General features: G+C 69.7%; 26 protein-coding genes and 1 tRNA gene. 9 read left to right on the top strand and 18 right to left on the bottom strand.

Translation table 11 applies throughout. From position 1 onward, the window contains the following. Position 1: 1 nt before the first annotated feature. On the top strand, positions 2 to 886 hold the full coding sequence (locus AC3EGR_RS13200; protein ID WP_488546940.1) for a DNA alkylation repair protein: 885 nt from the start codon (positions 2 to 4) through the stop codon (positions 884 to 886). On the opposite strand, the gene AC3EGR_RS13195 is transcribed toward AC3EGR_RS13200, so the two are convergent. The 3 genes from AC3EGR_RS13195 to AC3EGR_RS13185 all read right to left on the bottom strand — a co-directional run bounded on the left by AC3EGR_RS13195 (position 867) and on the right by AC3EGR_RS13185 (position 4,268). After that, the gene (locus AC3EGR_RS13195) at positions 867 to 2,609 is read right to left on the bottom strand and encodes a sensor domain-containing diguanylate cyclase (RefSeq protein WP_488546939.1); all 1,743 of its coding nucleotides are present in this window, start codon (positions 2,607 to 2,609) and stop codon (positions 867 to 869) included. The two genes, AC3EGR_RS13200 and AC3EGR_RS13195, sit on opposite strands and share 20 nt — an antisense overlap. A gap of 128 nt (positions 2,610 to 2,737) precedes the next feature. Next, a complete protein-coding gene (gene rpoH, locus AC3EGR_RS13190) occupies positions 2,738 to 3,673 on the bottom strand; it encodes an RNA polymerase sigma factor RpoH (RefSeq protein ID WP_488546938.1) in 936 nt (311 codons plus the stop codon). Between the two features lie 136 nt (positions 3,674 to 3,809). Next, complete coding sequence (locus AC3EGR_RS13185) at positions 3,810 to 4,268, bottom strand: Mpo1 family 2-hydroxy fatty acid dioxygenase (protein ID WP_488546937.1); 459 nt, start codon at positions 4,266 to 4,268, stop codon at positions 3,810 to 3,812. Between the two features lie 48 nt (positions 4,269 to 4,316). Here AC3EGR_RS13185 and cutA point away from each other — a divergent pair, with 48 nt between their 5' ends. Together cutA and AC3EGR_RS13175 are read left to right on the top strand one after the other, a co-directional pair. Then, positions 4,317 to 4,667: a divalent-cation tolerance protein CutA gene (gene cutA / locus AC3EGR_RS13180; protein ID WP_488546936.1), complete on the top strand. Its 351-nt coding sequence runs from the start codon at positions 4,317 to 4,319 to the stop codon at positions 4,665 to 4,667. An 82-nt stretch (positions 4,668 to 4,749) separates the two neighbouring features. Further along, positions 4,750 to 4,998 (top strand): hypothetical protein, encoded by a 249-nt coding sequence (locus AC3EGR_RS13175; protein WP_488546935.1) that lies wholly within the window; start codon positions 4,750 to 4,752, stop codon positions 4,996 to 4,998. A 6-nt stretch (positions 4,999 to 5,004) separates the two neighbouring features. Here the strand turns inward: AC3EGR_RS13175 and ftsY are convergent, their stop codons facing one another. Then, complete coding sequence (ftsY, locus tag AC3EGR_RS13170) at positions 5,005 to 6,123, bottom strand: signal recognition particle-docking protein FtsY (protein WP_488546934.1); 1,119 nt, start codon at positions 6,121 to 6,123, stop codon at positions 5,005 to 5,007. Between the two features lie 29 nt (positions 6,124 to 6,152). Between ftsY and AC3EGR_RS13165 the strand changes: the two genes are divergently transcribed. The 4 genes from AC3EGR_RS13165 to coaD all read left to right on the top strand — a co-directional run bounded on the left by AC3EGR_RS13165 (position 6,153) and on the right by coaD (position 10,261). Next, positions 6,153 to 7,574, top strand: a complete 1,422-nt coding sequence (locus AC3EGR_RS13165; protein ID WP_488546933.1) for a M16 family metallopeptidase — start codon at positions 6,153 to 6,155, stop codon at positions 7,572 to 7,574. A gap of 13 nt (positions 7,575 to 7,587) precedes the next feature. Further along, positions 7,588 to 8,928 carry a M16 family metallopeptidase gene (locus AC3EGR_RS13160; RefSeq protein ID WP_488546932.1) on the top strand — a complete coding sequence of 447 codons (1,341 nt, stop codon included), beginning with the start codon at positions 7,588 to 7,590 and terminating at the stop codon, positions 8,926 to 8,928. Between the two features lie 191 nt (positions 8,929 to 9,119). Further along, on the top strand, positions 9,120 to 9,707 hold the full coding sequence (gene rsmD, locus AC3EGR_RS13155; protein ID WP_488546931.1) for a 16S rRNA (guanine(966)-N(2))-methyltransferase RsmD: 588 nt from the start codon (positions 9,120 to 9,122) through the stop codon (positions 9,705 to 9,707). A gap of 53 nt (positions 9,708 to 9,760) precedes the next feature. Next, a complete protein-coding gene (gene coaD, locus AC3EGR_RS13150; RefSeq protein ID WP_488546930.1) occupies positions 9,761 to 10,261 on the top strand; it encodes a pantetheine-phosphate adenylyltransferase in 501 nt (166 codons plus the stop codon). A 17-nt stretch (positions 10,262 to 10,278) separates the two neighbouring features. On the opposite strand, the gene AC3EGR_RS13145 is transcribed toward coaD, so the two are convergent. After that, entirely contained in the window at positions 10,279 to 10,989 is a 711-nt protein-coding gene (locus AC3EGR_RS13145) for an alpha/beta fold hydrolase (RefSeq protein WP_488546929.1), read from the bottom strand. Between the two features lie 71 nt (positions 10,990 to 11,060). On the opposite strand from AC3EGR_RS13145, the gene AC3EGR_RS13140 reads away from it, so the two are divergent. Continuing rightward, on the top strand, positions 11,061 to 11,735 hold the full coding sequence (locus AC3EGR_RS13140) for a histidine phosphatase family protein (protein WP_488546928.1): 675 nt from the start codon (positions 11,061 to 11,063) through the stop codon (positions 11,733 to 11,735). Here the strand turns inward: AC3EGR_RS13140 and AC3EGR_RS13135 are convergent. The 7 genes from AC3EGR_RS13135 to AC3EGR_RS13105 all read right to left on the bottom strand — a co-directional run bounded on the left by AC3EGR_RS13135 (position 11,684) and on the right by AC3EGR_RS13105 (position 19,800). Continuing rightward, a complete protein-coding gene (locus AC3EGR_RS13135; protein WP_488546927.1) occupies positions 11,684 to 13,027 on the bottom strand; it encodes a tetratricopeptide repeat protein in 1,344 nt (447 codons plus the stop codon). The genes AC3EGR_RS13140 and AC3EGR_RS13135 overlap by 52 nt on opposite strands. Then, positions 13,017 to 14,441 carry an amidase gene (locus AC3EGR_RS13130; protein ID WP_488546926.1) on the bottom strand — a complete coding sequence of 475 codons (1,425 nt, stop codon included), beginning with the start codon at positions 14,439 to 14,441 and terminating at the stop codon, positions 13,017 to 13,019. Before AC3EGR_RS13130 ends, AC3EGR_RS13135 begins: the two co-directional genes overlap by 11 nt. Positions 14,442 to 14,528: 87 nt before the next feature. Next, positions 14,529 to 16,022 (bottom strand): ABC transporter substrate-binding protein, encoded by a 1,494-nt coding sequence (locus tag AC3EGR_RS13125; RefSeq protein WP_488546925.1) that lies wholly within the window; start codon positions 16,020 to 16,022, stop codon positions 14,529 to 14,531. A gap of 109 nt (positions 16,023 to 16,131) precedes the next feature. After that, on the bottom strand, positions 16,132 to 16,947 hold the full coding sequence (locus AC3EGR_RS13120) for an ATP-binding cassette domain-containing protein (RefSeq protein ID WP_488546924.1): 816 nt from the start codon (positions 16,945 to 16,947) through the stop codon (positions 16,132 to 16,134). After that, a complete protein-coding gene (locus tag AC3EGR_RS13115) occupies positions 16,944 to 17,978 on the bottom strand; it encodes an ABC transporter ATP-binding protein (RefSeq protein ID WP_488546923.1) in 1,035 nt (344 codons plus the stop codon). The genes AC3EGR_RS13120 and AC3EGR_RS13115 overlap by 4 nt, the downstream gene beginning before the upstream one ends. Next, entirely contained in the window at positions 17,975 to 18,853 is an 879-nt protein-coding gene (locus AC3EGR_RS13110) for an ABC transporter permease (protein WP_488546922.1), read from the bottom strand. The genes AC3EGR_RS13115 and AC3EGR_RS13110 overlap by 4 nt, the downstream gene beginning before the upstream one ends. Beyond that, entirely contained in the window at positions 18,850 to 19,800 is a 951-nt protein-coding gene (locus tag AC3EGR_RS13105) for an ABC transporter permease (protein ID WP_488546921.1), read from the bottom strand. The genes AC3EGR_RS13110 and AC3EGR_RS13105 overlap by 4 nt, the downstream gene beginning before the upstream one ends. 51 nt (positions 19,801 to 19,851) lie before the next feature. Between AC3EGR_RS13105 and AC3EGR_RS13100 the strand changes: the two genes are divergently transcribed. Beyond that, positions 19,852 to 20,151 carry a YfhL family 4Fe-4S dicluster ferredoxin gene (locus AC3EGR_RS13100; protein WP_488546920.1) on the top strand — a complete coding sequence of 100 codons (300 nt, stop codon included), beginning with the start codon at positions 19,852 to 19,854 and terminating at the stop codon, positions 20,149 to 20,151. Here the strand turns inward: AC3EGR_RS13100 and AC3EGR_RS13095 are convergent. The 6 genes from AC3EGR_RS13095 to ispE all read right to left on the bottom strand — a co-directional run bounded on the left by AC3EGR_RS13095 (position 20,123) and on the right by ispE (position 24,096). Beyond that, complete coding sequence (locus AC3EGR_RS13095) at positions 20,123 to 20,506, bottom strand: hypothetical protein (RefSeq protein ID WP_488546919.1); 384 nt, start codon at positions 20,504 to 20,506, stop codon at positions 20,123 to 20,125. The two genes, AC3EGR_RS13100 and AC3EGR_RS13095, sit on opposite strands and share 29 nt — an antisense overlap. 19 nt (positions 20,507 to 20,525) lie before the next feature. Then, positions 20,526 to 21,140, bottom strand: a complete 615-nt coding sequence (gene pth / locus AC3EGR_RS13090) for an aminoacyl-tRNA hydrolase (RefSeq protein ID WP_488546918.1) — start codon at positions 21,138 to 21,140, stop codon at positions 20,526 to 20,528. A 130-nt stretch (positions 21,141 to 21,270) separates the two neighbouring features. Next, positions 21,271 to 21,984, bottom strand: coding sequence for a 50S ribosomal protein L25/general stress protein Ctc (locus AC3EGR_RS13085; protein WP_488546917.1), 714 nt, complete (start codon positions 21,982 to 21,984; stop codon positions 21,271 to 21,273). Positions 21,985 to 22,065: 81 nt separating this feature from the next. Then, a complete protein-coding gene (locus AC3EGR_RS13080) occupies positions 22,066 to 23,046 on the bottom strand; it encodes a ribose-phosphate pyrophosphokinase (protein ID WP_488546916.1) in 981 nt (326 codons plus the stop codon). A gap of 80 nt (positions 23,047 to 23,126) precedes the next feature. Then, positions 23,127 to 23,203: transfer RNA gene (locus AC3EGR_RS13075), tRNA-Gln, on the bottom strand. A 26-nt stretch (positions 23,204 to 23,229) separates the two neighbouring features. After that, positions 23,230 to 24,096: a 4-(cytidine 5'-diphospho)-2-C-methyl-D-erythritol kinase gene (ispE, locus tag AC3EGR_RS13070; RefSeq protein ID WP_488546915.1), complete on the bottom strand. Its 867-nt coding sequence runs from the start codon at positions 24,094 to 24,096 to the stop codon at positions 23,230 to 23,232. Between the last annotated feature and the right edge of the window lie 4 nt (positions 24,097 to 24,100).

Genomic DNA, 24,100 nt, shown 5'->3' with positions numbered 1-24,100 from the left:
GGTGAGCGCAGCGCACGCCACCGCCGTCCCGGTACGCAAGGGCGCGGCACGCATCGCCCTGATCCCGCCGCAGGTGTTGCAGGCGCTCAATGCGGGCCGCATCCCCACGGCCAACCTCAACGAGTTCCTGGCACTGGACCTGCCGGCGCTGGTGCGCAACGTGGCGCGCGACATCGGGCTGGACCCCGGGCACGAGCGCCTGCAGGACACCTTCGCGATGCTGCCGGCGTTCGCGCCGGTGAAGCGGCACCTGCACGTGGCCCGCGCGCTGTACGACCTCACCGAGCCGCGGGCCGATCGCGATGCGGTGGCGCACGCGCTGGCCACGCACACCAGCGACGTGGCGCGCAACTGGGCGGCGCAGTGGATCGCCTTCAGCCGCCTGCCCCTGGAGGACAAGCTGGCATCCGCCTGGCGCTTCGCGGCCGATCCGCATTTCGGCGTGCGCGAGATGGCCTGGATGGCGGTGCGCGACGAGATCGCGGGTGACGTGGAAACCGCCGTGCGGCTGCTGCAGTCCTGGGCCACGCACCGCGACCCCAACATCCGGCGCTTTGCGAGCGAAGCCACGCGCCCGCGGGGCGTGTGGTGCGCGCAGATCGACACCCTGAAGCGCGAGCCCTGGCGCGGTTTGCCGCTGCTGGAGCCACTGAAGGCGGACGCCAGCCGCTACGTCCAGAACTCGGTGGCGAACTGGCTCAACGACGCCGCGAAGACGCAACCGGACTGGGTGCGGCAGGTGTGCGACGGCTGGGGCCGGGGGAAGGTGCCGCCGGCGACGCAGTACATCGTCAGGCGGGCGCAGCGGAGCATCGTGGAGCAGAAGGCCCGCTCGGTAAGCGCCAGCGGGCACCCCACCGCTGGGATCAGAAATTCAGCGGCTTGATCAGTTTCTTGGCGTCCTGGTTCATCTGGTCCAGGGCACCCATCACCCACTGCAAGGTCCCTTCGCCATCGAGCTGCGGCATGGGCAGGATCGCGGCGGTAACGTGGAACTTGAGCGTCAGCGCAGCGGGCAGTTGCTCCACCTGGCGCAGGCCGCTCGCCACCACCTGCTGCGCGCGCGAGCTCAGGGCCTGGGGCGTGACCGGCGCTTCCAGCAGCACGGCGTACTCGCGCTCGCCCACGCGCGCGGCCATGTCGAATTCCACGCTGGTGCGGCGCAGGTGCGAAGCGGCGACGACCAGGGCCTTCTCGGCGGCTTCCTTGCCGAACTCCTCGGCGATGGCATCGAGGTTGGAGATGCGCACGCCCAGCAGCGCGCAGTTCTGCTTCTGGCCGCGTGCGTGCGCGAGGCTGGACTCCAGCCGCTCCACCAGGCCGCGGCGGTGGGGCAGGCCGGTCAGCGGGTCCGTGCGCGACAGGGCGTTCGCCCGCAGCGTGGATTCGCGGAAGGCCATCAGCCTGCGGTGCAGGGCGTAGAACAGGACGGGCAGCTCGATCACGGCCGCCATGTACAGGCCGTAGCGGGTGAGCGTGCTGCTCGGCACCAGGCCCAGGCCGCGCGAGAGCGGGAAGATCGCCATCAGCAGCACCGGCACGAAGCCGAGCGCCAGCATGCGGCTGTGGTGCTCGCGGCTGTCGACGAAGCCCCAGGCCAGCATGCTGGCGATGGCGAGCAGCGACAGGCCGGTGAGCACGAGCACCAGCAGCATGCTCACGCGCGTGATGACGACGATGTCGACCGCCACCGCCGCGAGCAGCGCCGCGATCAGGGCCCACACGCCCAGGTCCAGGGCGCGGGACAGGCGCACCGGCTCCGTCACGACCTTCACGAACCACAGGGCCGCCGCCGTGGCCGCACCCGGCCACAGCGCGAGCGCCATGCCGTTCCATCCCGGCAGCTCGGGCCACAGGTGCTGCGCGAGCACGCCGGAGCGTCCCAGCTGGCCGGCGGCGAGCAGCAGCGTGTACAGGCCGAAGGCCAGGAATCCCCGGTCCCGGTACAGCAGGCCATTGACGAAGGCGGCGATCGTGATCAGTGCCGCCAGACCGAAGTAGGTGCCGAACAGGAACTGCTCGCGCTCGCGGCTGGCCTGCAACGCGTCCTCGCGCAGCAGGGTGGCCGGCGCCGAGAGGTCGGCACGATCGTCCTGGATGCGCACGTAGTAGCGCATGGGCCGCGGGTCGTCCACGGCGAGCGCGAAGGTGGGCAGCCGGCCGGGCACCGACCAGTCGGACACGGCGTGCGTGGTGCCGGATTGCTGCGTGACCCAGTTGCCCCGCCGGTCGCGGTAGAACATCTGGACGTGGTCGTAGAAGGCCGTGTTCAGTTCCAGGTACCAGTGCTCGCTGACGGGCGCGGTGGCCTCGAACTGGATCCAGTAGGCGCCGCCCAGCACGCGGTCATGCGGTTCGCGCTTGCGCACGCGCCAGGGCAGGGTGTCGGAGCGGGCTTCCACCTGGTCGACCGTGGCGCCGCCATCGGCGTCGAACCAGTAGACGCTCCTGCCGTTCAAGGGGGCCCAGGCGGTCTCGCCGCCGACGGCGATGGGCGCGGGGCGCGCGAGAGCCGCGGTTTCTTCCGCGAACGCGGCCGGGGTGCCGCCCCAGCAGGAGGCGCACCAGAGCCAGATGGCGCACAGGACGCCAAGAGCACTCCTCCTCATGCTGGAATTGTTGCAGCCCCAGGATGAGCTGGCCGCGTCGGCATGCAGAAAAAACGTTTACGCGGGCGCAGATACAACAAAAAAAAGCCCGGCAGTGCCGGGCTTTCTTCAGCGCCGCCGCCAGGCGGTCAGGCGTAGGCGACGAGCGCCTTGCGCATCTTCTTCATGGCCGCCACTTCGATCTGGCGGATGCGCTCGGCCGACACGCCGTATTCGGCCGCCAGTTCGTGCAGCGTCATGCCGCCCGAGCCGTCGTCGTTCACCTTCAGCCAGCGCTCCTCGACGATGCGGCGGCTGCGCGGGTCGAGCTGCTCCAGCGCCTGGGCGATGCCTTCGCTGGCCATCGCGTCGCGCTCGCGGTTTTCCAGTTCCGCCGTCGGCTCATGGTTCGAGTCGGCCAGGTAGGCGATCGGGCCGAAGCTTTCCTCGCCGTCGTCCGCGGGGCCGGGGTCCAGGACCACGTCGCCGCCCGACATGCGGGTCTCCATCTCGATCACTTCCTCGCGCTTGACGTTCAGCTCGCGCGCCATCACCTCGATCTGCGCGTCCGTGAGCGTCTCGCGGTGGGTCTCCGCGTCGGCCTCGTCCTTGAAGCCCTGCTTCATCGAGCGCAGGTTGAAGAACAGCTTGCGCTGGGCCTTGGTCGTCGCGACCTTGACCATGCGCCAGTTCTTCAGGATGTACTCGTGGATCTCCGCGCGGATCCAGTGCAGCGCGTAGCTCACCAGGCGCACGCCCTGGTTCGGGTCGAAGCGCTTGACCGCCTTCATCAGGCCGATGTTGCCTTCCTGGATCAGGTCGCCGTGGGGCAGGCCGTAGCCCAGGTACTTGCGCGAGACGGACACGACCAGGCGCAGGTGCGACAGCACCAGCTTCCCGGCGGCTTCCAGGTCGTTGCTCTCCCTGAACTTCTTCGCGAACTCCTGCTCTTCCTCCGCCGTCAGCATCGGCAGCCGGTTGACTGCCGAGATGTATGCGTCCAGGTTGCCCAGCGACGGAACGACGGCCCAGGGGCTGGCCACTGCCAGCGCCGTGGTGCCCGAGGCTCCAACTTGTGAGGACATACCGGAATCTCCTTTTTGCTTGTGAAAATCTTAGCACTCTGTTGGACAGACTGCTAAGCAAAGGGTTCCGTAGGCATGCGAGCCGACCGGCAGTGGGAGACGCCTGTCGGGGTGGCGTGCTGTCCCAGGCGGGGCGCTACCAGCGAATGCCGAGCTTCAGGAACAGCTTGCTCAGCACGAAGATGGGTCCCACCAGCAGGTATTGCAAGTCCTCGAAGAAGCTGGGCTTCCTGCCCTCGATCCGGTGGCCCACGAACTGGGCGATCCAGCCGCCGACGAACAGCGCCACGCACACGGTGAGTCGGTACTCACCCATCCGATGGACGAGCGCCAGCCCCAAGACCGACGCCGCCGCCATGGCAACCAGGAACGGGGTCGAGAGCCGCGCGTAGTAGACCATGCTGCCCAGCACCAGCAGGTAGGCCGCCCAGGGATGGATCGCGAAGAGCAGGCCCAGCAGGCTGAGCATGATCAGCGGGATCGCCACGAAGTGGATCCGCTCGTTGCGCGGGTTGCGGTGGCTCTCCTCGTAGTGGGCGAGCAGCTGGTCGACCCGGCGCGGGGCGGGGCTGGCGGGCTCGGTCAGCGTGGACATGGGGCGCTCCGGGGGACGGACAATGCCCGATTCTGGGAGGCCGTCGCCATGGAAGACTGTAAAGATCTGGACATTCTGAGCGTCACCACGACCGTCGGTTCGCTGGCGGACGCCCAGGCGCTGGCCCGCGCGCTCCTGGACCAGCGCCTGGCCGCCTGCGTGCAGGTGGAACCCCGCCTGACCTCGTTCTACCGCTGGGAAGGCCGGCTTTGCGAAGACGCGGAAGTGCGGCTGACGATCAAGACCCTGGTGGCCTGCGCCGGGGCCTTGCAGGCCTTCTTCGGGGAGCGGCATCCCTACGAGGTGCCGCAGTTCCTGGCCGTGACCCTGCAGGCGAGCCGCGCCTACTTCGACTGGGTCGCGCAGCAGGTCTCGCTGCCGGGGTCGGTGCAGCGCTGACGCGAATTGGTGGCGGGCTCTCACCCGCGGCACGCAGGGCGCGCGGCATGGTGATGCTTCGACTTACCGAGGAACACACACCATGAAAAAAGTCCAGATGGTCGGCATCTCCCTGTGCGTGGCGCTCGCCGCGTTCTCCACCGGCGCCAGTGCGAAGGGTTGCCTCAAGGGCGCCGCCGCCGGCGGCGTCGCGGGCCACTTCATCGGCCACCACGGCGTGCTGGGTGCCGCGGCCGGTTGCGCCGTGGGCCACCACCAGGCGAAGAAGAAGGAGCAGCAGCAGCAACAGCAAGCCGCGCCACAGCGCCATTCGCAGGTGGCGCACCGCTGATGCGGCTCAGGCCAGCAAGGCCAGCGCGAACTCGCGCGCGCTGAAGGTCTCCAGGTCCTCGAGCTTCTCGCCCACGCCGATGAAGTAGACGGGGACCGGCCTTTCCTGCGCGATCGCGGCCAGCACGCCGCCTTTGGCGGTGCCATCGAGCTTGGTGACGATCAGGCCGGTGAGCTGCAGCACGTTGTCGAAGGCCTTGACCTGGGCCACCGCGTTCTGGCCGGTGTTGCCGTCGATCACCAGCAGCACCTCGTGCGGCGCGCTCGCGTCCGCCTTGGTGACCACGCGCTTGATCTTGCGCAGTTCCTCCATCAGGTGCAGCTGCGTGGGGAGCCGGCCCGCCGTGTCGACGATGACCACGTCCTTGCGGCGCGCCTTGCCCGCGCTCACCGCGTCGAAGCTCACGGCCGCGGGGTCGCCGCCTTCCTGGCTGACGATCTCCACCCGGTTGCGGTCGGCCCAGATGGCAAGCTGCTCCTTGGCGGCCGCCCGAAAGGTGTCCGCGGCGGCCAGCAGCACGGTCTCGCCGTCGTCGGCGAGGTGCTTGGTGAGCTTGCCGATGGAGGTCGTCTTGCCGGCGCCGTTGACGCCCGCGACCATGATCACGGTGGGCACGTGCTCGCCGATGGTCAGCGGCTTCTCCAGCGGCTTGAGCAGCTGGGTCAGCGCGTCCACCAGGATGTTCTTGGCCTGGACCGGCCGCGTCGCGCCCGAGGCGGCCACCTTGCGCTTGACTTCGGCCAGCAGGTAAGCGGTCGCGCCCACGCCCGTGTCGGCCAGCAGCAGCGCCGTTTCCAGCTCTTCGTAAAGCGCGTCGTCGATCTGCGCTCCGGTAAAGACCTGGGAAATGCTGGACCCGGTCTTGCGCAGGCCGGCGCTCAGCCGTTCCATCCAGCTCTGCCGCTCGGCCGGGACTTCCGCGGCGACCGGGATCTCCATGGGCGCGACCAGCGCGCTGCCGATCAGTCCGCCGCCCTGTGGTGGCGCGGGTGGCGGGGCCGGCCGGGCAGGCGGCAGGGGCGCAGGCGCCACCACCGGCGCCGGTGCCGGAGGCGCGACGGGGGCGGTGCTGGCGGGGACCGGCGCCGGCGTGGCCGGCGGTTTTTTCCGGAAGAAGCTGAACATCGAAACCGTTTCTAGAATCACACGATTCTATGAAACCGCACCTCCGCGCAGTCCTCCTCCCCCTCCTCGCCTCGGTTCCGCTGCTTCTCTTGCCGCCAGCCGGTGCCCAGATCACCGGCCCGGCCCCCGCCCAGGAGAAGCCCCTGGAGTACAAGCTCGCCAACGGCATGACGGTGATCGTCAAGCCGGACCGGCGCGCGCCCACCGCCGTCCACATGGTCTACGTCCGCGTCGGTTCGATGGACGAGGTCGACGGCAGCTCCGGCGTGGCCCACGTGCTGGAACACATGATGTTCAAGGGCACGCCGAACACCGGGCCGGGCGAGTTCTCGCGCAAGGTCGCCGCGCTCGGCGGCCGCGAGAACGCCTTCACGACCCGCGACAACACCGGCTACTTCCAGCAGATCCCGGCGAACAAGCTGGAGGACGTGATCCGGCTGGAGTCGGACCGCTTCGCGCACAACCAGTGGCCCGACGACGAATTCAAGCGCGAGCTGGAAGTCGTGAAGGAGGAGCGCCGCAGCCGCACCGAGGACAACCCGCGCGCGCAGCTCTACGAGCAGCTCAGCGCCGTCGCCTACATCGCCTCGCCCTACCGGCGTCCGGTGGCGGGCTGGATGAGCGACCTCGATGCCATGACCGCGCAGGAGGCGCGCGACTTCTACCGCCGCTGGTACACGCCGGCCAATGCGGCCGTCGTCATTGCCGGTGACGTCGACCCGCAGCAGGTGCGCCGCCTGGTGGACAAGTACTACGGCAGCATCCCGGCGCGCCCCGTGCCGCCGCGCAAGCCGCGCGAGGAGCCCGAGCAGAACGGCATCCGCCGCCTGGAGTTCAAGGCGCCCGCCGAACAGGCGTACGTGGGCCTGGCCTTCAAGGTGCCGCAGCTGCGCTCCTTCGACAAGACGCCGGAGAACGACGATGCCCTGGCGCTCACGGTGCTGGCTGCGGTGCTCGATGGCTACGAAGGCGCGCGCCTCGATCGCGCCCTGACGCAGGGGGCCGACCGCGTGGCGGACAGCGTGGACGCGGGCAACGGCCTGTGGGGGCGCGGCCCGCAGCTGTTCACGCTCTCGGGCGTGCCCGCGCCCGGCAAGACGCCGGAGCAGGTCGAGGCGGCCCTGCGCGAGCAGGTCGCCCGCGTGGCGCGCGACGGCGTCACCGAGGCGGAACTGAACCGCGTCAAGACCCGCTGGATCGCCGGCGAGATCTACAAGCTGGACTCGGTGATGAACCAGGCGCGCGAACTCGGAGGCGCCTGGATCCTGGGGCTGCCGATCGACGCCGACGACCGCCTCATGGCGCGCCTGCGCGAGGTCACCGCCGACCAGGTGAAGTCGGTCGCCGGCCGCTACTTCGGCGACGAGCAGCTGTCCGTGGGCATCCTGCGGCCCTTGCCGGTCGACCCGAACCGCAAACCCCGCCAGCCCGCCGCCGGTGCCCGCCACTAAGGACAACAAGAACATGCGCATCACACGAATCGTGGCCGGCGCGAGCCTGGCCCTCTTCATCGCCCTGCCTGCCGCGGCGGCCCTGCCGATCCAGAAGTGGCAGCAGGCCAGCGGCGCCCAGGTGTGGCTGATCGAAAGCCCCGGCCTTCCCATCCTCGACGTGGAAGTCGACTTCGACGCCGGCGACCGGCGCGACCCGGCCGAGAAGGCGGGCCTGGCCGGCGCCACGGCGAGCATGAGCTCCAAGGGCGTCGCCGCGCGCAACGGCGAGCCCGCGCTGGACGAGAACCAGCTCGGCGAAGCCTGGGCCGACCTGGGCGCCGGCTTCGGCGCGAGCTCGGGGCAGGACCGCATGAGTTTCACGCTGCGCTCGCTGACCTACCCGGACCTGCTGGCCAAGGCGGTGGCGCTGGGTGCGCGCCAGCTGGGCGAGCCCTCGTTTCCCGAGGCGGTCTGGCAGCGCGATCGCCAGCGCTGGGCGGCGTCCATCCGCGAGGCCAACACGCGTCCGGGCACGATTGCCGGGCGCGCCTTCGCGCAAGCGGTGTACGGCACGCATCCCTATGGCTACGACACGACGGAAGCCTCCCTGAACCGCATCACCGTGCAGGACATGCGCGACTTCTACAAGGTGGTGCAGCCTTGCCGCGCCAAGGTGAGCGTTGTCGGCGCGGTAAACCGCGCCCAGGCCGACCAGATCGTGACGACGCTGCTCTCGCGCCTGCCCGCCGGCACCTGCCAGCCGCTGCCGCCCGTGACCGAAGTGGCGCCGCTTGCCGCCGCGGCGGAGCGCAACATCCCCTTCGCCTCCGCGCAGGCGCATGTCCTGATCGGGCAACCCGGTTACCGGCGCGCCGATCCGGACTACTTCCCCCTGCTGGTGGGCAACTACACGCTGGGCGGCGGCGGTTTCGTCTCGCGCCTGGCCGAAGAGGTGCGGCAGAAGCGGGGCCTGAGCTACAGCGTGTACAGCTACTTCGCACCGGCCCTGCACGCAGGCGCCTTCACCCTCGGGCTGCAGACCCGGCCGGACCAGGCGGCGCAGGCCGTGCAGGTCTCGCGCGACGTGCTGCGGCGCTTCGTCGCCGAAGGGCCGACGGAGGCGGAACTCAAGGCGGCCAAGGACTTCATGATCGGCGGCTTCGCCCTGCGCATCGACAGCAACCGCAAGCTGCTGGACAACCTGGCCAACATCGCCTGGTACGACCTGCCGCTGGACTACCTGGACACCTGGACCAGGCAGGTCGAGAAGGTCACGGCCGCGGAGATCAAGGCTGCTTTCGCGCGCAAGCTGCAGCCGGACCGCATGGTCACGGTGGTTGTCGGCGGCGACGTCGCTGCCAGCCGACAGTAAGCCTCCTCCCTTTGGGTGGGCCCCTGTCAAGATTGACAGGGGTAGGCGCGCACGGCGGCGCGCCACCTTGAACAATGGCCTGGCGCTGTCACGCGTCTGGTGTCCAAGCCAGAGATGGTTTTCCAGGGAGAGTGTGGGGTGCGGCCCAGGCCGCACCCTTTTTTTTGCCGGCGCGCGGGTAAGCTCCCGCGATGCCCCGACCCGCCGCCCCCGCCCGCCGCAGCCTGCCGAACCAGGTCCGGATCATCGGCGGCCTGTGGAAACGCACCCCGCTGCCGGTGGCCGACCGCCCCGGACTGCGCCCCACGCCCGACCGCGTGCGCGAAACCCTGTTCAACTGGCTGGGCCAGGACCTCGCCGGCTGGCGTTGCGTGGACGCCTTCGCCGGCACCGGCGCGCTGGGCCTGGAAGCGGCGTCCCGCGGCGCCGCCGACGTGCTGCTGGTCGAAGCCGAAGGCGCCCTGGTCGACCAGCTGCGGGCGCTCGCGACGAAGCTGCAGGCGGGCAACGTCCGCGTGCAGCGAGGCAATGCGCTCACGGTGCTGGCGGCGCTGCCGCCGGCCAGCGTGGACCTGGTGTTCCTGGACCCGCCTTTCGAGGCCGGCCTGTTCGACAAGGCCCTGGCGGCGGCGCGGCCGGCGGTCGCCGCCTCTGGCTTTGTCTACCTGGAAGCGCCCGCCGCCTGGGACGCCAAGGTGCTGGCGGCGTACCGGCTCGAACTGGTGCGCCACCTCAAGGCCGGGGCTGTTCACGGCCACCTGTTGCGTCCGGTTGCATAATCCGGCGCAGCAAACGGTCCGAACGCGCGCCCCCAGGCGATGAGGAGAGCTCCATGGCCCACGACGTCATCGCCGTCTACCCCGGCACTTTCGACCCCATGACCCTGGGCCACGAGGACGTGGTCCATCGCGCCTGCCAGCTGTTCGGCCGCATGATCGTCGCGGTCGCCGCCGGCCACCACAAGAAGTCGCTGTTCACGATGCAGGAACGCATCGACATGGCGCGCGAAGCGCTCAAGGACTACCCGCAGGTGACGGTCGAAGGCTTCAGCGGCCTGGTGCGCGATTTCGTCGTGGCACGCGGCGGCAAGGCCATGGTGCGCGGCGTGCGCGCGGTCACCGACTTCGACTACGAGTTCCAGCTCGCCGGCATGAACCGCCACCTGATGCCGGACGTCGAGACCGTCTTCCTCACCCCCAGCGACAAGTACCAGTTCATCAGCAGCACCTTCGTGCGCGAGATCGCGGTGCTGGGCGGCGAGGTCCACCAGTTCGTGTCGGCCTCGGTGCAGCAAAGGCTGATCGACAAGGTCAAGAGCCTCGGGCGGGATTGAACGGCATGGATCCCGGGTCAGGCCCGGGGTGACATCGATGCGATGTCGGCCAGCCATTCGACCAGGGTGGCATTCACCATCTCCGGCCGCTCCATCGTCAACATGTGTCCGCACCGTGGCACCATCACCAGCCGGGCCTGCGGCGCCAGCGCCGCGATCTCGCGCGAGCGCTCGGGCGGCGTGAGCAGGTCGGCCTCGCCGCACATCACCAGCACCGGGCAGCGCAGGCGCGGCAGGTGATCGCGCGCATCGGGCCGGTCGATCACGGCGCGGTTCTGGCGGATCAACTGCGCGCTGCCGGCGGCGAGCACGAAATCCAGGTACTCCCGCGCCAGCGAAGCTGCGTTGTCCGGGTGGAACGCCATCGCCACGTTCGGCTCGATGACCTCGCGCACGCGGTCCTGCGCGAACAGCACGATGGCGGCCTCGCGCAGCGCGGTCATCTCCGGGGAATCCGCGCGCGCGTCGGTTCCCAGCAGCGCGAGGCCGGCCACGCGCTCCGGCGCCTGGCGGGCGGCTTCCATCGCCACCATGCCGCCCATGGACGCGCCGCACAGCACCAGCGGCCCCGGGTTTTCAGCGAGCAGCAAGGCCGCCATCGCCGGGATGCTGTCCGCGCGCCGGTGCACGTCCGACACGCGCGGCTGCCAGCGCGCGAGCGCCGAGAGCTGCGCGCGCCACATCGTTTCGTTGCCGGCAAGCCCCGGAATCAGCATCAAGGTGGTCATGGCGAGAAATAGTGCGCGCTCGCGGGTTGGCGCCCATTCTGCACGGCGCGCCGATCCGGATAATTTGCTGCATGACGGAACTGGTGCTGATCCGCCACGGCGAAACCGACATGAACCGGGAGCTGCGCTTCCAGGGCCAGGTCAACGTGGGGCTGAACGCGATGGGCCACGAACAGGCGAGGCGCCTGGGCACGCGCATGGCGGGCGAGAAGGCCGATGCCGTCTACGTCAGCGACCTGCTGCGCGCCTGCCAGACCGCGGAGCCCATCGCCGGCCGCCTCGCCATCCCCTACATCACCGAGGCGGGCCTGCGCGAGCAGGACTTCGGCCAGGTCGATGGCATGCGCGTGGAGGACATCCAGCGCGACCACCCCGAAGCCTGGGCCGGCTGGCTGCGCTTCGAGGAGGACTTCGCCATGCCGCAGGGCGAGTCGACGAAGGCTTTCCACGCGCGCGTGATCGCGGCGCTGCACCGCCTCGCGGCCGCGCATGCGGGGCAGACCGTGGTGGTGGTCACGCACGGCGGCGTGCTGGACATGGTCTACCGCACGGCGCGCTCGCTGGGCCTCAACGGTCCGCGGAAAACCGAGATCCCGAATGCGGGCCTGAACCGCATCCGCGTGCGCGGGGGCAAGTTCGAGATCGCGGCCTGGGCCGACACGCGGCACCTCGACGACCTGCCGCCGCAACCGGTCTACGACCAGCGCAGGTACGCGGGCAAGCCGGGCAAGCCCAGGGCCGCGTAGAGCTGCTTCGCCTGCCGTTGCAGGCGCTTGGATTCGGGCTGCCCGCGCAACTGCGGCTGCAGGACGTTCTGCGCGCCCGCAAGATGCCCGCTCCTCACCATGGCATCGAGGTGGACCTGCGCGAACAGGTCGCGCTGCGCATGGCTGCCGCCGATCTCCACCAGGCGCGGCAGTGCGTGGCCCAGCGCTTCGACGGCGGTCTGCCAGTCGCCGTTCGCATGCGCGAGCAGGCCGCGCGCGGCTGGAACGCACACGCGCCGCCACAGGGTGGCTTCGGTGCCCTGGCGACCGAGCGCATGCGCTTCGATGCTGGCGAGCCAGGCGCGCGCCGCGTCCTGGCGGCCGGCTTTCGCCAGCCCATAGAGGTACTGCAGGTCGAGAAAGGGCAGCACATGGTCGTGCGCGCGCCGCGCGAGGTAGCCGCCCAGCTCCTGCCAGCGATCGCCGACCTCCATGCCGGCGAGTTCGGCCCGCGCGAGCAGGGACACCGCATTCACCTGGTCCTGGCTGTACTCCTTGACCTCGGCCCAGACGTGTCGGTCGTAGATGGCCAGGACCTCGTCGCTGCGGTCCAGGTCCAGCGCGAACAGCGCCTGGTGCCACCAGTTGTGCGTGACCATGAAGGAGTTCAGGCCGGTCCAGGTGGAACTCATCTCGGCGAGGAATGCGTGCCCTTCGGCCAGCCGCCCTTGCGTGAGCATCACGTGGGCCAGCGCATGGTGCGCCCAGGGCTCCTTGCGGCGCATGGCGATCGCCTCGCGCGCGCTGGCTTCGGCCTGCTCCAAGAAATGGCATTGTTCCCAGGCGAAGGCCAGCATGCCGTGCAGGTAGGGCACGTCGGCGGCGGCCGGCAGGGCGTGCAGCGCCAGGCGCAGCATGCCGGGCGCGTCGCCGCGGTTGAACAGGTGGTACTGCCCCAGCTTCAGCGACACCAGGTCACGGGGGAAGGAGCGGGCCTGCTCCTCGTGCAGCGCGATCGCGCGCGCCAGGTCACCCTCGACCCAGGCGGCCACTGCCGCGACGAAGCGTTGCTCGCGTTCCGTGGCTTCGCCGGCCGCGGCCTGGGCGCGCGCGAGGAAGGGGCGGGCGTTGCCTGGCGCATCGGCCGTCTCCGCGAACATGTGCAGCGCCGCGCAGCAGGCCTGCACCATGGCGCTGCCATCGTCCTGCGCCTGCAGGATGTCGGCGGCACGCGCCTCGCTCGCGATGAAACCTTCGACGAAGGCGTCCAGCGGCACCCGGCTCGCCGCGTCGCGCAGCGTGACCGGGTTGCCGAGGACCTCAGTCCACATGGTGGACGGCTTCCGAGGGCGGTTGCGGCCAGGGCCGCTGCGGCTCGCGCAACTGCTCGAAGGCGCGCGCGACCTGCAGCACGCCCAGGTCGTCGAAGCGCTTGCCGGCGATCTGCAGCCCGATCGGCAGGCCCGACTTCGTGTAGCCGCAGTTGATGGAGGCCGCCGGCTGCTCCGACATGTTGAAGGGCACCGTGAAGCCGATGTGCTCCAGGGGCCGCAGCGGGTCGTTGGTGGGCGAGGGCAGGTCGGCGGCGAAGGCCGGCACCGGCGAGGTGGGCGAAAGCACGAAGTCGAAGGGCCGGCAGGCGTTGACCGTGGCCACCCGCGTGAGGTGGAACTGGTGCACCGCGCGGAACACCGCCTCGCCACTGAGGCCCGCGGCGCTGTCGGCCCATTTCTGGATGTAGGGCAGCACGCGCGCCTTCACCTCCGGCGGCAGCGCGCGCATGTCCACGTGCGAGCGCATGCGCCAGAAATGGTCCATGCCGTCGAGCATGCCTTGCGTCATGAAGGGCTTCATGGGCGCGACCACCGCGCCGGCGCGTTCGAAGAGCAGCGCCGCCCGCTCGATGGCGGCGCGCACCTCCGGCTCCACGGCCAGGCCGCAGCCCGCCTCCAGCAGCAGGCCGATGCGCAGGCCGCGCAGCCGCTCCACGCCCGCGTCGAAGCGCGACCAGGCGATGTCCTGCGCGGGCAGGCTCATGCTGTCCCTGTCGTCCGGGCGCGCGAGCACGTCCATCAGCAGCGCGGCGTCGGCGACGGTGCGCGTCATCGGTCCCGCGGCCCGCCCCGTGTAAGGCGGATCGATCGGGATGCGGCCCAGGCTGGGCTTGAGGGTGAAGATCCCGCACCAGCCCGCCGGCAGGCGCAAGGAGCCGCCGATGTCGGTGCCCAGGTGCAGCGGGCCGTAGCCGGCCGCCGCCGCCGCGCCCGCGCCGGCACTGGAGCCGCCCGGGGTCTTGCTGCGGTCCCAGGGATTGCGGGCCAGCTTGTGGAAGCTCGACAGCCCCGAGGACAGCATGCCGTAGTCCGGCATGGTGGTCTTGGCGAGGATCACGCCGCCGTGCTCGCGCACGCGCGCCGCGGGGGGCGCGTCGCTGGTGGAGGGAACCAGCTCGGTCGCCGCGGTGCCCAGGGGCGTCGGGTCGCCGCGCGTGGCGATGTTGTCCTTGACCGTGACGGGCACGCCGTCGATCAGGCCGAGCGGCTGCCCCTGGCGCCAGCGCGCTTCGCTCGCGCGCGCCTGCTCCAGGACGAGGTCGGGCCGCAGCAGGTACAGCGCCTGCAGGTGGTGCTCCCAGCGTTCGACGTGGCCCAGGACGCTGCGGGCGACGTCGACCGGCGAGACTTCCCGCCGGCGGTACAGCTCGATCAGCGCGGGCGCGGAGAGTTCGTGCAGTGCCTCCGCCATATCAATGCCCCCACGCTTGCCGACTTCGTCTTCGGCGCTGCCCCCCGAGGGGGCTCTCGCGCCTTGGGGCGGCCCGGCGGCGCTCGGTCATGCCCACGATAGGGAGGACAGGTCGTTGGCGAAGATCGGCATGTCCTTCCAGAGGCCGCGCACGTTCCTGTTGGCCACCGTCACCCACTGGGGCTGGTAAAGAAAGACCATGGGCGCGTCCTCGGCGAGCATGCGCTGGATGTCGGCGAGCAGCTTCGTGCGCTCGCTCGCGTTGCCGGTCCCCTTGTACTTGCCGTACAGCTCGCTGAACTTGGGCGACTGGTAGTTCCAGTAGTAGTCCGGCTTGGCGAAGTTGCCCAGGTCGAAGGGCTCGACGTGGGAAATGATCGTCATGTCGTAGTTCTTCGCGCCGTAGACGTTGGACAGCCATTGCGCCCATTCCACGTTCTGCAGCTTGGCGTTGAACCCGACCTTGGACAGCTGCGAGGCGATCACTTCGCCGCCCTGGCGCGCGTAAGGGGGCGGCGGCAGCGTGATGGTGACGTCGACCGGCCCGGTGACGCCGGCTTCCTTGAGCAGGGCGCGTGCGCGGTCGGGGTTGTAGCTGGTGCCGGCGGTCAGGTCGACATAGCCTGGCGCGCTGGGCGGGTAGTAGCTGCCGATCGGTACGCCGTAGCCGTCGCCGGCGCCCTGGATCACCGCCTTGCGGTCGATGGCCATGTTCAGCGCGCGGCGCACGCGCACGTCGTCGAAGGGCTTCTTCTTGTTGTTGATGGCCAGGATGGTCTTGGCCCGCGAGCCCGAGACCTGCACCTGGAAGCGGTTGTTGCCCTTGAACTGCTCCACGCTGCGCGGCGTGATGCGCGGGAAGGCGTCGACGTCGCCGGCCATCATGGCGGCGACCTGCGCGGCGGGGTCCGCGATGAAGCGGAAGGTGGCGCGATTGAGCTTGATGGCGGACGCGTTGCGGTAGCCGTCCCACTTCTTCAGCGTGACGGACGAGCCCTTGACCCAGTTCTCCAGCACGTAGGGGCCTGTGCCGACCGGCTTGGTCATGTTGCCCTCGGCGCTCTTGGGCTCCACGATCACCGCCGTGGCCTGCCCCAGGAGGAAGGGGAAGTCGGGGTCGATCTCCTTGGTCAGCAGCACCACGGTGTTGGCGTCGACGACGCTGGTGGTGATGGCGGCGAAGGTGCGCTTGTCCTTGTTGGTGCTCTTCTCGGCGCCGGCCCGGTCGAACGAGAACTTCACGGCCTGCGCGTCGAAGGGTTCGCCGTTGTGGAACTTCACGCCCTTGCGCAGCTTGAAGGTGTAGGTGGTGAGGTCGGGGCTGACCTCCCAGCTTTCGGCCAGCAGCGGCGTGACCGAGCCGTCCGGGTGGATCTTGGTGAGCGTCTCGTAGATGTTGTAGAGCGTCACCTCCGCGATGGACGACGCGGCGCCGCCGGTGGGGTCCAGGCCGGGGCTGGGCTCCAGGGCCATCGCCAGGACGATGGCATCCTTGCGGCCCTGCGCGAGCGCGGCCGGGGGCAGGCTGGCGAGCGCGGCCAGGGAGGCGGAATGGGCGAGGACGCTGCGGCGTTTCATCATGGCGTGGGCTCCAGGGAGAGGCTTGCTTGTGTTCGTGGGTGACAGCGAGGCTGAGCGGCCATCATCCCCGACCTGCACCGCGCGAGGCAAGAGGGGATGACTGGGGCTGTCAGCCGGATGGTTGCATGGCGGCGGGCGGCTCCGCCTGCGGCACGGCGGCCAGCAGGGTGCGGGTGTACGGGTGCTCCGGGGCTTCGAACAGCCGCTCGGGCGGTCCCTGTTCGACGATGCGCCCCTGCCAGAGCACGGCCACTTCCTCGCACAGGTGCTGCACCACCGCGAGGTCGTGGCTGATCAGCATGTAGGTGATCCCGAACTGCGCCTGCAGGTCCTGCATCAGGTTGAGGACCTGGGCCTGCACCGACACGTCGAGCGCGCTCACCGGCTCGTCGGCGACGATCAGGCGCGGACGCGTGACCAGCGCCCGGGCGATGGCGATGCGCTGGCGCTGGCCGCCGGAGAATTCGTGCGGGTACTTGCCCAGGTCGTTGGCGCGCAGCCCCACGGCCTGCAGCACTTCGTCCGCCCGCTGGCGCTGTTCGTCGCGCGGCGTGCCCTGGGCGCTGAGCGGCTCGCAGACGATGCGCTCCACGGTCTGGCGCGGATCGAGCGAGCCGTACGGGTCCTGGAACACCATCTGGAAGTCGCGCCGCGCCCGCCGCAGTTCCTCGCGCGGCAGGGCGTGCAGGTCCCGCCCGAGCAGGCGCACGCTGCCGGACGTCGGGTGGTCCAGCGCCATCACCAGGCGCGCGAGCGTGGACTTGCCCGAGCCCGATTCGCCGACGATCCCCAGGCTGCGGCCCGCCTCGACGTTGAAGCTCACGCCGCGCAGCGCCTGCACCTTGCCGGGCGGCTCGAACAGCTTCTCGCGCGGCAGGGTGTAGTCCTTGACCAGGTTCTCGACCTGCAGGAGCGGCGCGCTCATGGCTGCTGCTCCCTCTGCCTCTGGGAGAGGGCGGGGGCGAGGGCACCCGCGGCCTTGGCCTGCGCCACCGCATCCAGCCGGATGCACCTTGCCTGGTGCCCCGCCAGGACCTCGTACGGCGGCGGCACGGTGACATGGCACTCGGGAAGCGTGAAGCCGCACCGTCCCGCGAACGGACAGCCCTTGGGCAGGTCCACCAGCTCCGGCACGGTTCCGGGGATCGTCGCCAGCCTCTGTCCCTTGGCCGTGCGCAGCCCCGGCCGCGCGGCGAACAGCCCCAGGGTGTAGGGATGCATGCGGTTGGCGAAGACCGACGCGGTCGTGCCGCTCTCCACCACGCTGCCGCCGTACATCACCATCGTGCGCCGCACGTTCTGCGCGATCACGCCCAGGTCGTGCGAGATGAGGATCAGCGCCATGCCGCGCTCGGCGACCAGTTCGCGGATCAGGTCCAGGATCTGCCGCTGGATCGTCACGTCCAGCGCGGTGGTCGGTTCGTCGGCGATCAGCAGGTCCGGCCCGCAGGCGAGCGCCATGGCGATGGTGACGCGCTGGCGCTGGCCGCCGGAGAACTGGTGCGGATAGGCGTCGATGCGCCGGGCGGCGTCGGGGATGCCGACGCGATCCAGCAGCGCGATCGCTTGCTTGCGCGCCTCGGCGGCGGACAGCCGGCGGTGCAGCCGCAAGGGCTCCGCCACCTGGTGGCCCACCGTGTGCACCGGGTTCAGCGCCGTCATCGGCTCCTGGAACACCATGCCGATGCGGTCGCCGCGCAGTGCGCACATCGCGCGCTCCGCCTGGCCGACCAGCTCCTGGCCTTCGAAGAGGATGCTGCCGGTGACCCGGGCGTTGTCCGGCAGCAGGCCCAGGAGGGCCATCACGGTGATCGACTTGCCGCAGCCCGATTCCCCCACCAGGCCCAGCGTGTCGCCGCGTTCCAGCGTGAAGCTGAGGTCGCGCACCGCGAGCGCCGGCCCGCGGTGGGTCTGGAGTTCGACGCTGAGGTTTCGGACCTGGAGCAAGGGGCTCATCGCTTGCGGGCCAGGCGCGGGTCGAACAGGTCGCGCAGGCCGTCCCCCAGCAGGTTGAGGCCGAGCACCGCGAATGCAATGGCCAGGCCCGGGAAGACGGCGAGCAGCGGTGCCTGGAACATGAGGGTCTGCGCCTCGCTCAGCATGCGCCCCCAGGACGGCTGCGGCGGCTGCGTTCCCAGCCCGAGGTACGAGAGCGCCGCCTCCGCCAGGATGGCGATGGCGAAGCGGATGGTCGCCTGCACGATCAGCACCGACAGGATGTTGGGCAGCACGTGCTCCAGCGTGATCGCCAGGCGGCCCTTGCCGCAGGCCCTGGCGGCCAGCACGAATTCCCGGCCCCACACCGCGTTGGCCGAGGCGCGCGTGATGCGCGCGAAGGTGGGGATGTTGTAGATGCCGATGGCGATGATCGCGTTGACCATGCCGGGGCCGAACACCGCGGTCATCATGATCGCCGACAGGATCGCCGGGAAGGCGAAGGCGAAGTCCGAGACCCGCATGATCCCTTCCTCCACCCAGCCGCGGCGGGCGGACGCAAGCAGGCCCAGGGCCGTGCCGATGACCAGGCCGATGCTCACCGCGATCACGCCGACCGCGATGGAGGCCCGCGCCCCCACCAGCAGCAGCGAAGCGACGTCGCGGCCATAGGGATCGGTGCCCAGCCAGTAGCCGGCGCCGGGGGCGCGCAGCTTGAGCGCCATGTCGACGTCGTAGGGGTTGTGCGGCGTCCACACGAAGGACAACCCGGCCGCCAGCGCGAGCAGCACGCTCAGCACCAGGCCGATCATGAAGCTGGGGTTGCGGCGGGCGCGTTGCCAGAAGCCCTGGCCTTGCAGCGGCGCGAGCAGGGTCGTGTCCAGCACCGAACTCATATGTCGCTGGCCTTCACGCGCGGGTCGATCACGGCGTACAGCACGTCCACGATGAAGTTGACGACGACGACCATGGCAGCGAGCAGCATCACGCAGTTGCGCACCACGATCAGGTCGCGGTTGGAGATGGACTGGAAGATCAGCCGGCCCAGCCCCGGCAGGTAGAACACGCTCTCCACCACGATGGTGCCGGCCAGCAGCTCCGAGAACTGCAGGCCCATGATGGTGATCACCGGGATCAGCGCGTTGCGCAGCACGTGGCCCCACAGCGTGCCGCGCCGCGACACGCCCTTGGCGCGGGCGGTGCGCACGAAGTCCTCGCGCAGCACCTCCAGCACGGAGGACCGCGTGATGCGCGCCAGGATGGCCGATTGCACGACGGCCAGGGCCAGCGCCGGCAGCAGCAGCGCCCGCAACCCCGGGACGATGCCTTCGCCCCAGCCGGGGAAGCCGCCGGCGGCGAACCACCCCAGCTTCACCGAGAACAGCAGGATCAGCAGGATGGCGAACCAGAAGTTGGGAATCGCGATGCCGACCTGGGTCAGGCCCATGATGCCGACGTCGCCCAGCTTGTTGTGGCGCGAAGCCGCATAGATGCCGGCCACCAGCGCGAACACGGTGGTCAGGAGGATCGCCATCACGGCCAGCGGCACCGTCAACGCGAGCCGTTCCAGCACCAGCTCCCCGACCGGCGTGCTGTAGGCGTAGCTCAGCCCCAGGTCGCCGTGGAACAGGCCGGCCATCCATTCCCAGTAGCGCCCCCAGGCCGGACGGTCCAGCCCCAGCTTGTGGGCCAGTGCCGTGACGGCCTCGGGCGAGGCGTCCGGGCCCATGATGATCTGGGCGGCGTTGCCCGGCAGGATGTCCAGCACCGTGAAGACCACGACGGAGGTGCCAACCAGCGTCGCAATCAGGGTGATCAGCCGCTTGAAGAGGAACAGGGACATGCCGCGCGGGATAATGCCAGAACCGCACCAGCAGTCCGAGGCCCAGCTCCCATGGCATTGATGATTACCGACGAGTGCATCAACTGCGATGTCTGCGAGCCGGAATGCCCGAACCAGGCGATCTTCCTCGGCCCGGAGATCTACCAGATCGATGCCGACAGATGCACCGAGTGCGTCGGGCACTTCCCGGAGCCGCAGTGCGTGCAGGTGTGCCCCGTCGCGTGCATCCCGCTGGACCCGCAGCGGGTGGAGAGCCGCGAGACGCTGTGGCAGAAGTACCAGCGGCTGACCGCCGCGGCGCAGGCCGAAGAGGAGGCGCGCGCTACTTCTTCTTCGGCGCCGCCGCCGTAAACACCTCGGGCGGCTTCGTTCCGTCTTCCTTCCTGTCCTTCTTGCCCTTGGGCGGCCTGGCGTGTTCCTTCGCCGCGGGGGCCGGCGGGTCCTTCGGGCCGATCACGATGGCCTTGGGGGCGTTCCTGTCCCCGGCAAGACGCGCCTTTTCCATGGCCTCGGCGCGCCGCAGGTCCTCGGCGGCCGCCTTGCTGGCCCGCGCCGCGTCCGCGGCGCTGCTGCGATCCGTCACGTCGAGGGTGCTGCCGCCCGGGCAGGGCTGCGTGCCGTAGCTGCTGCCGCAGCGCCACACCGTCTGCGCGCAGGCGCCGGTGGCGGCGAGGGCCAGGGAGAGGAGGACGGCTTTCAGGGGCATGGCGTCCTCCTTGGGACGGTCAGGGTTGTTCCGGCTCGGGCCGCGGGGGCTTGGGACGCGGCGGCTTGTGCGTGTGCGCGATCAGGGTGGCCTTGTCCATCTCGCCGGCGAGCAGGGCAGGCACCGCCTTGAGCGTGCGCGCGATGCACTCCTCGATGGCCGTGCGCTGGTCCGGGGCTGGTTTCTTCAGCACCCAGTTGGTCACCTCGGACTTGACGCCGGGATGGCCGATGCCGATGCGCAGGCGCCAGTAGTCGCCCGTGCCCAGCTGCGCATGGATGTCGCGCAGGCCGTTGTGCCCGGCATGGCTGCCCCCGAGCTTGAGCTTGGCCTGGCCGGGGACGACGTCCAGCTCGTCGTGCGCCACCAGGATTTCTTCCGGCGCGATCTTGTAGAAGCGCGCCAGCGCCGCCACCGACTTGCCCGAGAGGTTCATGAAGGTCTGCGGCTCCAGCAGCCACACGGTCTGGCCGTGCACGTTGGCCCGGGCCACCAGCCCGTGGTAGCCGCGGTCGTGCACCAGGTTCACCTTCAGCTCGCGCGCGAGTTCGTCCACCCACCAGAAACCGGCGTTGTGGCGGGTGGCTTCGTACTCGGGACCCGGGTTGCCCAGGCCGACGAACAGCTTGATCATGGTGCACGCCTCGCAGGTTAGGCCGCGGCCGAAGCGGCGGCGAGGGAAGTATTGTCGCGGGACGGAAAGCAAAAAAGCCCGCTTGCGCGGGCTTTCGATGGCTGGCGCGGCACGAGCCGCGCGCGGCACGTCACTTCTTGGCGGCGGGAACCTTGGCGGCGGGCTTGGCGTCCTTGGCCGCCGGCTTGGCGTCCTTGCCACCCTTGGCCGGAGCGGCCTTCGCTTCCGCAACCGGGGCGGCAGCGGCGACTTCGGCACCGGCAGCGTCGGCAGCGGACTCTTCGGCCGCGGCCATCACCACGGACACCAGCACCGGGTTGGGCTTGCCGTGCGTCACGGCCTTCACGCCCTTGGGCAGCTTGATGTCGGCCAGGTGCAGGGACTGGCCCTTCTTCAGGCCGGACAGGTCCACGTCGATGAACTCGGGCAGGTCCGCCGGCAGGCAGGAGATGTCCAGTTCGTTGACGACCGGGTTCACCAGGCAGTGCTCCAGCTTGACCGCGTCGGATTCCTCGGCGCCCGTGTAGTGCACCGGCACCTTCATGTGCAGGCGGGTATTGGCATCCACGCGCTGGAAGTCGATGTGCTGGACCTGCTGGCGGTATGGGTGGTACTGCACGTCACGCAGCAGCACCTTGGCGGTGTTGCCGGCCAGTTCCATGTCCAGGATGGACGAGTGGAAGGCTTCCTTCTTCAGGGCGTGCCACAGCGCGTTGTGATCGAGCTCGATCAGCTGCGGCTGGCCGGCGCCGCCGTAGACGATGCCAGGGGTCTTGCCCACGTTGCGGAGACGGCGGCTCGCACCCGTACCTTCCGACTTGCGCTCGAAAGCGACGAATTTCATGACTTACTCCAGTCTGGAGCCCACCGCGACCAGTGCGGCTCCGTTTCAAAATGCCCTCTCTTGCGAAGAGGGCGGCAAAGCTCAGAACAGGTTGACCTGGTCCGAGAACAGGCTCATGACGGACTCGCCCTTGGCGATGCGCTGGATGGTTTCAGCGATCAGGGGGCCGACCGAGAGCTGGCGGATCCGGGTGCAGGCGCGCGCCGCATCCGACAGCGGGATGGTGTTGGTGACGACCACTTCGTCCAGGCCGGTGCCCTTGGACAGCCGCTCGATCGCCGGGCCGGAGAAGATGGGGTGCGTGCAATACGCGTACACGTTCTTGGCGCCGCGCTCCTTGAGCACCTCGGCCGCCTTCACCAGGGTGCCGGCCGTGTCGATCATGTCGTCCATGATCACGCAGTTGCGGCCTTCGATGTCGCCGATGACGTGCATCACTTCGGAGACGTTCGCCTTGGGGCGGCGCTTGTCGATGATGGCCAGGTCCGTGTTCAGCTGCTTGGCCAGCGCCCGGGCCCGGACCACGCCGCCGACGTCGGGCGACACCACGATCAGGTTGTCGTAGTTCTTCTGGCGCAGGTCGCCCAGCAGCACCGGCGAGGCGTAGATGTTGTCGACCGGGATGTCGAAGAAGCCCTGGATCTGGTCCGCGTGCAGGTCCATGGTCAGCACGCGCTGCACGCCCACGGTTTCCAGCAGGTTGGCCACCACCTTGGCCGAGATCGGCACGCGGGTCGACCGCGGGCGGCGGTCCTGGCGGGCGTAGCCGAAGTAGGGGATGACCGCCGTGATCCGCTCGGCCGAGGCGCGCTTGAGCGCGTCGACCATGATCAGCAGCTCCATCAGGTTCTCGTTGGTCGGGGCGCAGGTGGACTGCACCACGAACACGTCCCGTGCCCGCACGTTGGTATTGATCTCGACCGTGACTTCGCCGTCCGAGAAGCGGCTGACCGTGGCGGCGCCGATGCCGATGCCCAGGTGGCGCGCGATCTCTTCGGCCAATGCCGGATTGGCATTGCCGGTGAAGACCATGAAATCGGGGGTCGGGGCAGCCTGCTGCATGGGAATGGACGTGTTCAGACCTGGATCAGTTGCGGACAGGACACGCTCGTGGACTGTTCCGCAACGTCAATCGACTGGTTTGGCAGGGGAGGAAGGACTCGAACCCTCGCATGCTGGAATCAAAATCCAGTGCCTTAACCAACTTGGCGACTCCCCTACACGGGTCCGAGGCTGAAACCAGCCTCAAACCGAATCGTCGCTGGATGCCCAACCCACCAGGGGATGGACCTCCATCTTGCCGCATTCCCGCACCAGCCAGCCAGAACCGGCCCAGTGCCCCGGCGCCTGCACCAGGAACCGTCCCGGCGGCAACAGCGCAAAGACCGCGCTGCCCGAACCCGTCATGCGGGCTTGCAAGCCCTGCGAACCCAGCCATTCGATCGCCTCGCCCACTTCGGGGCAAAGCTGCCGGGCCACCGGTTCCAGGTCGTTGTGACCGAAACCCCAGGGATCTGCAGCAAAGCCTGAGATTCTAGCACTGTCCGAATTCCGTTTCAGGCCGGGGTGGCCGAAGATGTCCCGGGTGGAGAGGCCGCGGGGCGGCTTGACCACCGCGAAGCGCGCCGGCGGCAGGTCCACGGGCGTGATGCGCTCGCCCACGCCTTCCACCCAGGCACTGCGACCGCGCAGGAAAAACGGCACGTCCGCGCCCAGGGACAGCCCGATCTTCTCGAGGGCAGACAAGGGCAGGCGCAGGTCCCAGAGGCGGTTGAGCGCCAGCAGGCAGCTCGCCGCGTCGGAGGAGCCGCCGCCCATGCCGGCTTCGGCGGGCAGGCGCTTGTCGATGCGGATGTGCGCGCCCTCGCTGCTGCCGGTGGCCTGCTGCAGCGCGCGGGCGGCCCGGATCGTCAGGTCTTCTTCAGGAAGGCGGGCGCCCAGGTCTTCGCGGGAGAGGTGGCCGCCGGGCCGGCGCTCGAAGTGCAGGCTGTCGTGCCAATCCAGCAGGACGAAGGCGGATTGCAGCAGGTGGTAGCCGTCGGCGCGGCGGCCCGTGACGTGCAGGAAGAGGTTGAGCTTCGCCGGCGCGGCGACGTCGTGCAGCGCGCGCATCGGC

The sequence above is a fragment of the Ramlibacter sp. G4-7 genome (assembly GCF_057784995.1).
The sequence above is the reverse complement of the archived record's forward strand: the minus strand, read 5'-3'. Positions and strand labels throughout refer to the sequence as shown.

Excerpts from the sequence above, each read along its gene's own strand:
- AC3EGR_RS13130 (WP_488546926.1), bottom strand. The coding sequence starts at position 14,441 with ATGGCGGAGGCACTGCACGAACTCTCCGCGCCCGCGCTGATCGAGCTG.
- AC3EGR_RS13100 (WP_488546920.1), top strand. The coding sequence starts at position 19,852 with ATGGCATTGATGATTACCGACGAGTGCATCAACTGCGATGTCTGCGAG.
- AC3EGR_RS13140 (WP_488546928.1), top strand. The coding sequence starts at position 11,061 with ATGACGGAACTGGTGCTGATCCGCCACGGCGAAACCGACATGAACCGG.
- AC3EGR_RS13120 (WP_488546924.1), bottom strand. The coding sequence starts at position 16,947 with ATGAGCGCGCCGCTCCTGCAGGTCGAGAACCTGGTCAAGGACTACACC.
- AC3EGR_RS13175 (WP_488546935.1), top strand. The coding sequence starts at position 4,750 with ATGAAAAAAGTCCAGATGGTCGGCATCTCCCTGTGCGTGGCGCTCGCC.
- cutA (WP_488546936.1), top strand. The coding sequence starts at position 4,317 with ATGGAAGACTGTAAAGATCTGGACATTCTGAGCGTCACCACGACCGTC.
- AC3EGR_RS13185 (WP_488546937.1), bottom strand. The coding sequence starts at position 4,268 with ATGTCCACGCTGACCGAGCCCGCCAGCCCCGCCCCGCGCCGGGTCGAC.
- AC3EGR_RS13085 (WP_488546917.1), bottom strand. The coding sequence starts at position 21,984 with ATGAAATTCGTCGCTTTCGAGCGCAAGTCGGAAGGTACGGGTGCGAGC.
- rsmD (WP_488546931.1), top strand. The coding sequence starts at position 9,120 with ATGCCCCGACCCGCCGCCCCCGCCCGCCGCAGCCTGCCGAACCAGGTC.
- AC3EGR_RS13135 (WP_488546927.1), bottom strand. The coding sequence starts at position 13,027 with ATGTGGACTGAGGTCCTCGGCAACCCGGTCACGCTGCGCGACGCGGCG.
- ispE (WP_488546915.1), bottom strand. The coding sequence starts at position 24,096 with ATGCGCGCGCTGCACGACGTCGCCGCGCCGGCGAAGCTCAACCTCTTC.
- AC3EGR_RS13195 (WP_488546939.1), bottom strand. The coding sequence starts at position 2,609 with ATGAGGAGGAGTGCTCTTGGCGTCCTGTGCGCCATCTGGCTCTGGTGC.
- AC3EGR_RS13125 (WP_488546925.1), bottom strand. The coding sequence starts at position 16,022 with ATGATGAAACGCCGCAGCGTCCTCGCCCATTCCGCCTCCCTGGCCGCG.
- AC3EGR_RS13115 (WP_488546923.1), bottom strand. The coding sequence starts at position 17,978 with ATGAGCCCCTTGCTCCAGGTCCGAAACCTCAGCGTCGAACTCCAGACC.
- AC3EGR_RS13145 (WP_488546929.1), bottom strand. The coding sequence starts at position 10,989 with ATGACCACCTTGATGCTGATTCCGGGGCTTGCCGGCAACGAAACGATG.
- ftsY (WP_488546934.1), bottom strand. The coding sequence starts at position 6,123 with ATGTTCAGCTTCTTCCGGAAAAAACCGCCGGCCACGCCGGCGCCGGTC.
- rpoH (WP_488546938.1), bottom strand. The coding sequence starts at position 3,673 with ATGTCCTCACAAGTTGGAGCCTCGGGCACCACGGCGCTGGCAGTGGCC.
- AC3EGR_RS13160 (WP_488546932.1), top strand. The coding sequence starts at position 7,588 with ATGCGCATCACACGAATCGTGGCCGGCGCGAGCCTGGCCCTCTTCATC.
- AC3EGR_RS13110 (WP_488546922.1), bottom strand. The coding sequence starts at position 18,853 with ATGAGTTCGGTGCTGGACACGACCCTGCTCGCGCCGCTGCAAGGCCAG.
- AC3EGR_RS13080 (WP_488546916.1), bottom strand. The coding sequence starts at position 23,046 with ATGCAGCAGGCTGCCCCGACCCCCGATTTCATGGTCTTCACCGGCAAT.
- AC3EGR_RS13105 (WP_488546921.1), bottom strand. The coding sequence starts at position 19,800 with ATGTCCCTGTTCCTCTTCAAGCGGCTGATCACCCTGATTGCGACGCTG.
- coaD (WP_488546930.1), top strand. The coding sequence starts at position 9,761 with ATGGCCCACGACGTCATCGCCGTCTACCCCGGCACTTTCGACCCCATG.
- AC3EGR_RS13165 (WP_488546933.1), top strand. The coding sequence starts at position 6,153 with ATGAAACCGCACCTCCGCGCAGTCCTCCTCCCCCTCCTCGCCTCGGTT.
- AC3EGR_RS13095 (WP_488546919.1), bottom strand. The coding sequence starts at position 20,506 with ATGCCCCTGAAAGCCGTCCTCCTCTCCCTGGCCCTCGCCGCCACCGGC.
- pth (WP_488546918.1), bottom strand. The coding sequence starts at position 21,140 with ATGATCAAGCTGTTCGTCGGCCTGGGCAACCCGGGTCCCGAGTACGAA.